Below are 11,726 nucleotides of genomic sequence, written 5' to 3'. Positions count from 1 at the left end.
TAGGTAAGTTAAATTAACGAACTATAATTTAAGTTTTTTATTTTCATCTTGACGATTATCCCAAAATGATAAAATATAAATGATTTCATTTTGAATGGAATAAAATAAAAGAAAATGTTTTATAGGAAATACACGAACCGATTTATCTGAAGTAAGCCTACCAATAAATTCATTGTTCTCTAATGTTGAAATTAAATCTTCAACTTCTAAAAGTAATTTTTGGCTATAGATTGGGCTTTGATTTCTTTCAATATAAAACTCTAGAATCTGATAGAATTCAGTTTTCGCATTATTTGTCCAAATTATTTGCTTTGAAGCCATTTTTTCATTTCTAAAATTACTTCTTCACTTTTTTGAACATTACCTTCTTCGATTTGAATTTTACTTAAACTAATAGATTTTTTTTGATGTTCATTCAACTCATAAATATTCTCGTCTGAAGTATCGAAAATAGCTTGTATAGCCTTTAATAAATCTAAATTTTCAGATTGTTTAATTCGTTCGATTAAGCTATTCTTTATTTGAGCTGAAAGATCCATAATTCTATCGTATACTATCAAAAATAATAAATTTACTTGAATTTTTCTAACACCCGATGCATGGCGGCAGCTTTGGTTAAACATTCTTCGTATTCTTTTTCGGGATCAGATTTGGCGGTAATGGCACTTCCTACCGAAAATGAAAGGTATTTATTAGCAGAGTTATATAAAATACTCCGAATAATCACATTGAAATCGAAATCGCCTTGCGGACTAAAATAGCCCACACAGCCGCTGTACAGTCCACGTTTGGTAACTTCAAGCTCTTCGATGATTTTCATTGCTGAAATTTTGGGAGCTCCCGTCATACTTCCCATCGGAAAAGTTGTTTTAATAACTTCAACCGGAGAAATACCTTCTTTTATTTGGGAGGAAACCGTAGATATTAATTGATGTACTTGCTTAAAACTATACAATTTGCAAAGTTCTTCTACTTGAACACTCCCTTTTTTTGCGGTTTTCGACAAATCGTTTCGCACCAAATCGACAATCATCACATTTTCTGAAATTTCCTTCGGATCAGTCTTCAAACTTTCTTTTAAAACTTCATCTTCTGAAACATCCTCTAAACGCTTTGCTGTTCCTTTTATGGGTTGCGAAATAACCTTATTTCCGGTTTTCTTAAGATAACGTTCGGGACTCGCTGAAAGTAAATGAAATTCTTCCAACTTCAAAAAAGCTGCGAATGGTGGTTCTGAAATGCTATTGAGATCAAAATAGGTCTGCAAAGGTTGAAGGGGAAAATCTTCAGCATAAAATTCTTGACAAAAATTAGCTTCATAAATATCGCCTCGATGAATGTGGGATAACATCTTCCCTACTCGCTCCATATATTCAGCTTTGGTTAATCTTGATTCTATAGATGAAGTATTATTTTCTGTTTCAGCTTTACTGGTAACCGAAGTATTTAAAATAGCTTGCCAGTCTTCTTCCATTTCATCATCAACCATCCCGAGGTAATGCATTTCTACCTCTTCTGCTTTCAACAAGAATATTTTCTTAGGTTGAAAAAAATAAAGATCGGGAAACGCTAGACCGTCATCATTTTTAGAGCTTAATGCTTCAACATTATTTTTTAAATCGTAAGTTAAATAACCAAAAATCCAGTCTTTCGTCGTGTGTTGATATTCTTGTAATTTATCGAAAGCGTTTACATAATCGGTTTTTAAAGCAGTAAATGCTTCCACAGCCAAAATAGCTTCATACTCATTACTGGAAAATTCGTAATTGTTGGAATCTAGCCAAATCACTTCTTCAAATTGATTAGCCCAAGTAAGCAATTTGGTTTTGAATTGAGTCGTAAGCGAAAAAGAGATTTTTTTTGGGGTACGCATTTTTTAAGTTGGGAGTGGTTAGTCGTTAGTTCTTAGTGGTTAATGGTTAGTAAAAATCTTGCTTATTTTTAAAAGAGAAAATAGGTTGAAAATTTGATACATATTTCCCTTTGATGAGACCCTGAAATAAATTCAGGGTGACGGCTTTTTACTCTTGTAACTCTTGTTCAAAATTGGATAAAACATCGTTTAAACCAAGTAATAAAATCTCATCAGTAATCTTGTTATTTTCGGTATCAAAATTTTCATTGAATGACGGTAAACTAAAACTTTCTACCACTTCTGCTCCAAACCTAGGAAGTACATCTTTGTAATAAGCTAAAGCTGAAGCGCCTCCTCTAGCACCTGGAGATGTGCTCATTAATAATACTTTTTTACCCTCTAAAAATTTCAGCTCCATTCGAGAAAGCCAATCGGTAAGGTTTTTAAAATATGTTGAAGGTCCTCCGTTGTGTTCGTTTACTGCGATAACAAGTGCATCTGCTTCTTTAATAAGCACTTTGACCACTTGCACATCGGCCGGGAAACCTCTTTCTTTTTCATGGTCGATCCCAAACATAGGAAAATCATAATCAGTTAATTCTAAAAATTTAACTTCATGATTTTCAATTCTGCCAATCACATAATGTAAAAGCTTTTTATTAATTGAATTTTTGCTATTGGAGCCAGCAAGGGCAAGTATTTTCTTCATCGTATTTTAAAATTAAAAACCTCACGAATTTATAAAATTGTGAGGTTTTTTATAATAGTTAATTACTTTTTTATTAAGTGTGTATAGGTCTATCTTCTGTTGCAGCTAAGGCTGCTTCTTTTACCGCTTCAGAATAGGTTGGGTGTGCGTGACTCATACGAGCAATATCTTCTGCACTTGCTCTAAATTCCATCGCTGTTACCGCTTCAGCAATTAAATCTGCTGCACGGGCACCTACCATATGTACGCCAAGAACCTCATCGGTTTCTTTATCTGATAAGATCTTTACAAAGCCATCGGTATCTCCACTCGCACGAGAACGCCCTAAAGCTCTCATCGGGAATTGACCGCTTTTATATTCAACTTTATCTTCTTTTAATTGTTCTTCGGTTTTTCCTACAGAAGCAACTTCTGGCCAAGTATAAACTACACCAGGAATTAAATTATAATCAATATGTGGTTTTTGTCCGGCAATAGTTTCAGCAACAAAAACGCCTTCTTCTTCAGCTTTATGTGCTAACATTGCTCCTTTTACCACATCACCAATCGCATAAATATTATCGGCAGAAGTTTTTAAATGCTTATCTACTTCTATCTGTCCGCGATCGTTCATTTTCACACCGGCAGCTTCTGCATTTAAACCATCTGTAAATGGTCTTCTTCCTACAGAAACTAAACAGTAATCTCCTTTAAATTCTACTTCTTTATCTTTTTTATCTGTCGCTTTAACAACAACTTCATCACCTGTATTCTCTACAGAAGTTACTTTATGAGAAACGGCAAATTTTACTTTTTGCTTTTTCATCACCTTAGTAAGCTCTTTACTTTGGGCAGCATCCATGGTTGGGATAATACGGTCCATATACTCAATAACAGTAACCTCTGCTCCTAATCTTTTATAAACCTGACCAAGCTCTAAACCAATAACTCCACCACCAATAACTAGCATGTGTTTAGGTACTTCTTTTAATTTTAAAGCTTCGGTAGAAGTAATAATTCGTTCTTTATCGATATCGATAAAAGGAAGGCTTGCCGGCTTACTACCTGTGGCAATAATGATATGTTTTGCCTCGATAGTTGTGGTTTCTTCCCCTTCAATTTTAATATGGGTTTTATCTTCAAAAGAACCTATACCTTGGTAAGAATCAATTTTGTTTTTATCCATTAAAAAATCGATTCCTTTAGTGGTTTGGTCTACCACAGAAGCCTTACGCTCCATCATTTTTTCAAGGTTCAATTTTACATCACCGGTAAGTTCAATACCGTGTTCTTCAAAATGCTTTAAAGCATCTTCATAGTGGTGTGAAGAATCTAATAAAGCTTTAGATGGGATACAGCCTACATTTAAGCAAGTACCTCCTTTGGTTGAATATTTTTCTATGATTGCGGTTTTCATCCCAAGTTGCGCGCAACGAATAGCGGCTACATAACCTCCGGGACCAGAACCAATGACTGCAACGTCGTAAGTGCTCATAATTTAGTTTTGTTGATTTTTTAAAACGATAACAAAAATACGATAAGTAATTCAATCAACAAGATTTAGAAGGTAAAAAGCCGTTAGAAATTATAAAAGCGAAATGGCTGTATTATTTTTTACTTGATTAATCATAAAGGTACTTTGAGTACTCGCTATTACTTTAATGATTGTTAGTTTATTGATGAGAAAATTACGGTATGCTTTCATATTACTAACATAGATTTTTAAAATATAATCGTAATCACCGCTCACGTGAACGCACTCCAACACTTCATCTAACTTTAAAATCTCTTTTTCAAATTTTGTGATGTGTTCTTTGTTATGCTGAATGAGCTTTACGTGACAGAACACTAAAAAGTTTTTATTGATTTTTTCGGTATTCAGCAACGCTACATATTTTGAAATCACCCCTTCCTTTTCCAATCGTTTAATACGTTCGTGAATGGCAGTGTTCGACATTTCTAAACGAAAGGCGATTTCTTTCGTCGTTAGTTTTGAATTCTGCTGAAGGATATTCAGTAGTTTTTTATCGATTTCATCTAGTTTCATAACGAAAATTTTTCAGCATTAAAAACAGAAAATACAATTCAACAAAAATAAAAACTAATAAAATAAATTTTTGATGAATTATTTTCTAATAATAATTAAATCTATTGATTTTATTTCTTAATTAATCCAAATTTGAAAGAAATAATAAAATCAATTCAAATGAAATACAATCCTTCCGATAAAATTCAGGATCTTCAATATTTTGGAGAATTTGGTGGTGTAAACCCATCTATTTCAGATTCATCTACTTATACATTTCTTTCTGCTAAAACCATGTTCGATACGTTTGAAGGAAATGCCGAAGGCTGTTATTTGTATTCACGTCACTCTAGTCCAAGTAATCTTTATTTAGGGGAAGCTTTAGCCGCAATGGAAGCTACCGAAGCGGCAACCGTTACGGCTAGTGGAATGGGAGCTATTACTCCCGTGATTTTACAGTTATGCGATACGGGAGAACACATTATTTCTAGCCGAACTATTTACGGTGGAACTTATGCGTTTATGAAAAATTTTCTTCCTAAACTCAATATTTCTACCTCCTTTGTAAACATTACGAAATTAGAAGAAGTTGAAGCCGCAATTACCCCAAAAACCAAAATGATTTTTTGTGAAGCAGTGAGCAATCCACTTCTTGAAATCGCTAACCTTCGGGAACTTTCAAAATTAGCCAAAAAGCATAACATACAATTAGTTGTGGACAACACGTTTTCTCCGCTTTCCATCACTCCTCAAAAATTAGGAGCCGATATTACGATTCATTCGCTTACAAAATTTATTAACGGAAGTAGCGATACGGTTGGTGGGGTGATTTGTGGTTCTTCAGAATTTATTAATCAGCTTAGAAATGTAAATGATGGGGCTTGTATGTTGCTAGGTGCTACTATGGATAGTTTTCGATCGGCATCTATTTTAAAAAATCTACGTACGCTTCATATTCGTATGCATAAGCATAGTGAAAATGCCATGTACTTGGCTGAAAAATTTCACGAATTAGGCTTAAAAACGGTTTATCCAGGATTGCAACATCATCCCGGTCACGAAACTTTTAAAGAGATGATGAATGATGAATATGGTTTTGGTGGAATGTTAACCATTGATGTAGGTTCTTTAGAGAAAGCCAACACCTTAATGGAATTGATGCAGGAACGAAATTTAGGATATTTGGCCGTGAGTTTAGGTTTTTACAAAACCCTATTTAGTGCCCCTGGAAGTTCTACTTCTTCTGAGATTCCTGAAGAAGAACAAATTGAAATGGGATTAAGCGATGGGTTGATTCGATTTTCAATTGGCTTGGACAACCACATCCATAGAACTTTTGAACGAATGAAATCTTGTATGGAGGAAGTTGGTGTCTTATAAAAATTCTATAAAAAAGCGGCTTAGTAGCCGCTTTTTTACTCTATTAATTCTATTGAAATATTACTTGCGTTTTTGTATATCGTAACATTCGGACCATTATTTGGGGCTTCTTCCGTTTTACTTATTTGTAAATAATAAGTTTGGTTAGCTTCTAATTCAATAATTTTCGTTAAAGAAACTGTTACTCGTTCTCCATTTTTTAAAGCTCCTCTAATCGCTGTACCATTAATTTTATTGTTGTTTTTTGTTAAGTAAAATTCTATTTCTCCCGTTCCGTTAGAGGAATTTTTACTATAAGTAACAGTATAGGTCACTTTAAATACACCGGCAAAATTAGGTTGAAAACCATTATTATTTGCATTGACATTAGCACTACTTAAGCCAGGAATTCCGTTAGGAAAAGTAGTATTTGAATAACGTTGTAAAGTAACATTTACATCGTTATTGATATAAATCTCACCATATCCTACGTTTGCTGAAGAACTAGAACCTCCCCCTGAAGGTGCGTCTTGCCAAGAAGCTTTCCCATTAGCATCAGAGGTTAATACTTTACCTGCTCCTTGTGTACCATCTGTAATTTTAATTGATCCATTAACTTCTAGTTTTTCAGTAGGATTAGAAGTACCTATTCCTACTTTAGTGGCATTCCCACCAGAATTTACGTTATTACCTAAAATAATTGTATTTGGATTTGTAGCAGAGGAATTATAACCGATAGCTACTGAGTTTTGTCCACTAGCATTACTATTACTTCCTAAAGCAGTACTCTTTTGTCCGGAAGCAGAAGATTCTATTCCTAAGGCTACAGCATCATTGTTAGATGATGTGGACAAAGAACCTATAGCTACAGATCTAAAACCTGAAGTATTACTTTGAACACCTACTGCTATAGCTTCATTTGCTGATGATCTACTCAAACTCCCTAGTGAAATAGCCTGAAATGCCAAAGCTTTACTTTGAACACCTACTGCTATACCCTCATTTTCTAATGATTCACTTAAAACTCCTAATGCTAGTGATCTATAATTAGAAGCATTACTTTGAAGACCTACTGCTATAGCTTCATTTCCTGATGATTCACTTAAAGCTCCTAATGCTAGTGATCTATAAGCTGAAGCATTACTTTCTACTCCAACTGCAATAGCTTCTGTATTTGCTATGCTTTGAGCCCCATTCCCTATGGCTATACTTTTATAATTGTTTGCACTGGCATTTTTACCCATCGACAATCCACCATTTGGCTCTATATAGGCTATTCTCTCATTGTTTACTCTAAACTCTAAAGCTTTTTCGTTAGTAGTCCCCATAAAATCACCGTCAGCAGCCTCATTACCTCCTTTTTGCCAAACATCAGCTCCACTACCACCACCTGACGAAGACGATTGGATTGATTGAATCTGTGAGTCTAGCTTATCGTTAGAGATTAAACTTACCCATGCTGAACCATTCCAATAAAATAAACCTGCATTTGCTCCTTCATTAGCTAAATCGGTGTTCCAAACCACTAAACCTTCTACAGGCGAATCTATAGGTGCTGTAGCCAAATCCATTCTAGGAAATAATACTCCTTTATTAGAAGAACTTATATCTAAAATACTAGAAGAATTAGGATTTGATGTTCCAATCCCAACCTGACTAAAACCATAGTTTACGGTTAAAAAACAAACTAATAATAGTAAACTTCTTTTTATCTTAAAAAACTTTAAATTTCTCACGTCTAGTTAATTATATTTACGTGCAAATGAAGGGAAGGGATAGAAACACTGAAAATATATTCGATAACTTTCTATAAAATTCGATTAAAATACATTTTTTTAATTCTAAAGGGTATTTCATCCCTCAAAATTCGCTAAACCCCCGAAAACACTGATGTTTTTAATCTTTTTTTATTGCCTTTAATCCGATTACTAACCTCTACTTTTAAAATGAAATATTACACATTCAATTTTATTCTTGAATAACATTAATGAATTTAATCTGACATTTTATAGAGGCATGAAATTAATTTTGAGATATGGATTTACACAAATATCTTCATCAATAAAAAACCTGTTTAAAATAATTGGAAGCAAATTTTCAAGTTGAAGTTTACCAATAGCTATTTTCTCTTTTTATTAGTTTTTAAAACACACCACTTATTAATCAAGGTATCACTCAACCAAAACACTTTTACAAAATATAATTCAAAAAATGTCACACATTTGAGAAATATCTATATATTTGCTTATAATGACGGCTACCAAAAAACGAATCATAGAATCTGCTATTCAAGTTTTCAATGAAGACTTATCTGCTCCTTTACAGAAAGTAGCCGATAATGCAGCGTTGACGCGCAGAACTTTACATCGGTATTTTAAAGATCGTAATGAACTGGTAGAAATTTGCAGACAAGCAATACAAATAAGCTGTAAAAAAGCCATGATCGCGGCTATACAAAGTAGTTATGAACCAATCGTGCAGTTAGAAAGAATGCTTTACGCTGGGATTGATTGTGGTGCGAAATATTCAACATTCTATAAAATGCACCGAAGTGCAGATCATAACCATACAATGCAAAATAAAAATTGCGCCGATTATGATTACATCTACACTACATTTCAAAAGCTTGTGATCGAATTACAGAAAACCGGAATATTAAATCCAAAGATGTCACCAGAATGGATTCAGGTTTTACATTCCGGAATTATTGAAAGTACTGTTAATGCCAAGCAAATCAATCATCAAAATATAGAAGATATAAAACAGCTTGCCTGGATCTCTTATAGTAAAGCAATAAGCCCTTAAAAAAATTTATTTATATATGTCTCAAAAATGAGACATTAAAATTAAACTAATGAAACAGACAAATTTTGAAGTAATTATCATCGGTGGGAGTTATGCCGGCCTTTCGGCAGCAATGGCATTAGGAAGATCTTTAAGAAAAGTATTGATTATTGATAGTGGTTTGGCTTGTAACCGGCAAACACCTCAATCTCATAATTTTATTACGCAAGACGGAGTACCCCCTGCTAAGATTTCAGAAAAAGCAAAAAAGCAGGTGCTTCAGTACAAAAGCGTAGAATTTATGAATGACTTAGCTATTAATGCTGAAAAAACTGAAAATGGATTCTTTGTTTTCACACAATCCGGAGAAAAGTTATTGACCAAAAAAATCATTTTTGCTACGGGAATAAAGGACTTAGTCCCGGATACTCAAGGATTCAAAGAATGTTGGGGAATCTCTTTAATACATTGCCCCTACTGTCACGGTTTTGAGTTTCGAACCAAAAAAACAGGAATCCTCGCCAATGGAGAGCGCGCTTTTCATTTAGCTTCTCTGGTGAATAACCTCACGAACGACTTAACTATCCTAACTACTGGTAAAGCCGATTTTAAACCTGAGCAATTAGCTAAACTGGAAGCCCATCGTATAAACATCATGGAAACAGAAATTTCAGCACTTGAACATCAGGAAGGTCAATTAAAAAACGTCTTGTTTACTAACGGAGATCAGCAAGCATTTGATGCCTTATATGCAGGTTTTCCTTTTATACAGCATTCCTACATCCCGTTTTCCTTAGGCTGTGAACTAACAGAACACGGGCATATTAAAGTCAATGAATTTCAGCAAACTACTATTGAAGGCATTTATGCCTGCGGAGATAATTCTACCATGATGCGATCGGTAGCTGCTGCCGTAGCCAGCGGTAATCTAGCCGGTGCGATGACCAACGCAGCATTAACCAAAGAAATTTTTTAATATTAATACCATTTTGAACTTATTACCTATATAGTAAGGTAATAGTTAAAATACAATGCTCTATATATAATTCATTAAAAATAAAATTAATACATCAGATGAATAATAAAACTTGATGAACTTAAATTTTATAGTTCTCCCCTTTAACGGCATAATCCAATGCTAGAAATCAAGAATAATATTTATTTATTTTGTCTATATTTAACATCGTAATAAATGTGAGATAAATGGAATGTATTTATCTACATTCTTGTAGCCAATTCAAAAAAAAATAAAATGTCAATAACAACAGAATCCGAATTAATTGGAATGAAGGAAATTAGTGAAGTTGTAGGAACTACACTAAAGTTAATGAAAGAATACGCAAAAGTTGGAATCTCAACTAAAGAGCTTGATGAATATGGCGGAAATATACTAAAAAGTTATGGCGCTAAATCTGCTCCTTATGAAACTTATGGCTTTCCTGGATATACTTGTATAAGTATAAATAATGAAGCTGCTCACGGAATTCCTTCTGAAAACAAAATACTAAAAGAAGGTGATTTGATTAATATCGATGTTTCAGCTGAACTAAATGGTTTTTGGTCTGATAACGGAGGTTCTTTTGTTATAGGAAATGATACTTTTAATCATCAACCACTTGTAAATGCTTCAAAAAATATTTTACGTAAAGCAATAACTAATATTAAAGGAGGAGTAAAAATTGCAGATATTGGATATTTAATAGAAACTGAAGCTAAAAAGTCTGGTTTTAAAGTTATCAAGAACTTATCAGGTCACGGAGTTGGTAGAAATTTACATGAAAAGCCAGAAAATATTTTAAATTACAGAGTTAAAAGCAATCGCGAAAGATTCAAGAAAAACACTACCGTAGCTATTGAAACTTTCATTTCTACAAAATCAACACTTACTGTAGAATTAAATGATGGTTGGACACTAGTGGGAAATAGAGGCGGCTATGTAACTCAACACGAACAGACAATATTAATTACAGATAAAGAGCCTATTATTTTGACAAAATCAAACGGAATGTGGAATTAAAAACCGGCTACAACAAACAGCAGAGTAATTTCTAAACCGAAAATTTTGATTAGCTTTTTAGGAAATAAAGAGAACCAATAAATCTGTCCGTCCAGCATCGGGTACAAAAATTTTAGTTTGTTGGATAACGGGAAACAATGATTCACTTATACCCTACCTGTCTATAAACATGTTCGTTAAAATACTGAACTAAAAATAATAGTAAGAAAATCTATAACAATTAAAACCAAACTAAAATTATTATGAAAAAACAATTTCTTATTGCTGCACTTGCTTTTTTGGGCATTTTAACTTCTAATGCTCAGAATAGTGGAGATATTGAGTTGGGAATTGGATTAGGGGTAAATTTAGCAAATGTTTCAACAATAGATGGCCTAAGTAATACATCTTTTCGGACCTCATTTAACGCAGGAGTTTCTGGAGAGTATTATTTTTCTGATAGATGGGGGGTGAAAGCTAAATTAATTTATGACAATAAAGGGTGGTCTGATGGTTTTATAATCGACGAAAATTTCAATAGAGCTACAACAGATTTTAAATTAAATTATATAACACTTCCAATAATGGCAAATTGGCATTTTAGTTCAAATAGAAATTGGTACCTAAATTTTGGACCATATATTGGTTTTTTAGTTAATGTAGAAGATTCTGAATTAGGTTTAGACTTAAAAGACGAATTTAAAAGTACGGATTTTGGTTTTGCTTATGGCATTGGATATAAATTCAAAATAGATGATAATATGAAGCTATACATAGAATATGATGGACAAACAGGCTTTATCGATATTTTTGAAGAAAATTCGGGAAATTCTGTTAGAAACGGAAGAAGTAGTTTTAACATAGGGGCTCTCTTCAATTTATAATCAATAAAAGAGAAACTTTTAATGAGGTAGCAATAAGCAATTGTTTGTTGCCTGCTACTCTAAACTCCTATCTACTAATTATATTCGATACCATCAGCATGCAATTGACCAATATTAAAAACTAACCAACCACT

Annotated in this window: 12 protein-coding genes; 5 read left to right on the top strand and 7 right to left on the bottom strand. The window is 33.4% G+C overall.

Annotated features, from left to right (window positions below; all coding sequences use genetic code 11):
- Positions 1 to 21: 21 nt before the first annotated feature.
- The 6 genes from FVB9532_RS11220 to FVB9532_RS11195 all read right to left on the bottom strand — a co-directional run bounded on the left by FVB9532_RS11220 (position 22) and on the right by FVB9532_RS11195 (position 4,590).
- Positions 22 to 321: a type II toxin-antitoxin system RelE/ParE family toxin gene (locus FVB9532_RS11220; RefSeq protein WP_150545267.1), complete on the bottom strand. Its 300-nt coding sequence runs from the start codon at positions 319 to 321 to the stop codon at positions 22 to 24.
- A complete protein-coding gene (locus FVB9532_RS11215; protein ID WP_228482300.1) occupies positions 303 to 560 on the bottom strand; it encodes a hypothetical protein in 258 nt (85 codons plus the stop codon). Before FVB9532_RS11215 ends, FVB9532_RS11220 begins: the two co-directional genes overlap by 19 nt.
- A gap of 11 nt (positions 561 to 571) precedes the next feature.
- Positions 572 to 1,873: an aminodeoxychorismate synthase component I gene (gene pabB / locus FVB9532_RS11210; protein WP_150545266.1), complete on the bottom strand. Its 1,302-nt coding sequence runs from the start codon at positions 1,871 to 1,873 to the stop codon at positions 572 to 574.
- 148 nt (positions 1,874 to 2,021) lie between these two features.
- Positions 2,022 to 2,564, bottom strand: a complete 543-nt coding sequence (locus tag FVB9532_RS11205; RefSeq protein WP_150545265.1) for an NADPH-dependent FMN reductase — start codon at positions 2,562 to 2,564, stop codon at positions 2,022 to 2,024.
- 73 nt (positions 2,565 to 2,637) lie between these two features.
- Positions 2,638 to 4,038 carry a dihydrolipoyl dehydrogenase gene (lpdA, locus tag FVB9532_RS11200; protein WP_150545264.1) on the bottom strand — a complete coding sequence of 467 codons (1,401 nt, stop codon included), beginning with the start codon at positions 4,036 to 4,038 and terminating at the stop codon, positions 2,638 to 2,640.
- A 90-nt stretch (positions 4,039 to 4,128) separates the two neighbouring features.
- Positions 4,129 to 4,590, bottom strand: coding sequence for an Lrp/AsnC family transcriptional regulator (locus FVB9532_RS11195; protein ID WP_150545263.1), 462 nt, complete (start codon positions 4,588 to 4,590; stop codon positions 4,129 to 4,131).
- 159 nt (positions 4,591 to 4,749) lie between these two features.
- Between FVB9532_RS11195 and FVB9532_RS11190 the strand changes: the two genes are divergently transcribed.
- Positions 4,750 to 5,949, top strand: a complete 1,200-nt coding sequence (locus FVB9532_RS11190) for an aminotransferase class I/II-fold pyridoxal phosphate-dependent enzyme (protein WP_150545262.1) — start codon at positions 4,750 to 4,752, stop codon at positions 5,947 to 5,949.
- Between the two features lie 35 nt (positions 5,950 to 5,984).
- On the opposite strand, the gene FVB9532_RS11185 is transcribed toward FVB9532_RS11190, so the two are convergent.
- Positions 5,985 to 7,664: a phage tail-like protein gene (locus FVB9532_RS11185; protein WP_150545261.1), complete on the bottom strand. Its 1,680-nt coding sequence runs from the start codon at positions 7,662 to 7,664 to the stop codon at positions 5,985 to 5,987.
- A 514-nt stretch (positions 7,665 to 8,178) separates the two neighbouring features.
- Here FVB9532_RS11185 and FVB9532_RS11180 point away from each other — a divergent pair.
- The 4 genes from FVB9532_RS11180 to FVB9532_RS11165 all read left to right on the top strand — a co-directional run bounded on the left by FVB9532_RS11180 (position 8,179) and on the right by FVB9532_RS11165 (position 11,592).
- The gene (locus FVB9532_RS11180; protein ID WP_150545260.1) at positions 8,179 to 8,733 is read left to right on the top strand and encodes a TetR/AcrR family transcriptional regulator; all 555 of its coding nucleotides are present in this window, start codon (positions 8,179 to 8,181) and stop codon (positions 8,731 to 8,733) included.
- Positions 8,734 to 8,782: 49 nt separating this feature from the next.
- Complete coding sequence (locus tag FVB9532_RS11175) at positions 8,783 to 9,688, top strand: NAD(P)/FAD-dependent oxidoreductase (protein WP_150545259.1); 906 nt, start codon at positions 8,783 to 8,785, stop codon at positions 9,686 to 9,688.
- A 276-nt stretch (positions 9,689 to 9,964) separates the two neighbouring features.
- Entirely contained in the window at positions 9,965 to 10,729 is a 765-nt protein-coding gene (gene map / locus FVB9532_RS11170) for a type I methionyl aminopeptidase (RefSeq protein WP_150545258.1), read from the top strand.
- Positions 10,730 to 10,971: 242 nt separating this feature from the next.
- Positions 10,972 to 11,592 (top strand): porin family protein, encoded by a 621-nt coding sequence (locus FVB9532_RS11165; RefSeq protein WP_150545257.1) that lies wholly within the window; start codon positions 10,972 to 10,974, stop codon positions 11,590 to 11,592.
- Positions 11,593 to 11,726: the final 134 nt, after the last annotated feature.

Source organism: Mesonia oceanica (genome assembly GCF_902499555.1).
Lineage (GTDB): Bacteria > Bacteroidota > Bacteroidia > Flavobacteriales > Flavobacteriaceae > Mesonia > Mesonia oceanica.
Note: the sequence above shows the minus strand (reverse complement) of the source record. Positions and strands in the feature narration are given on the sequence as shown.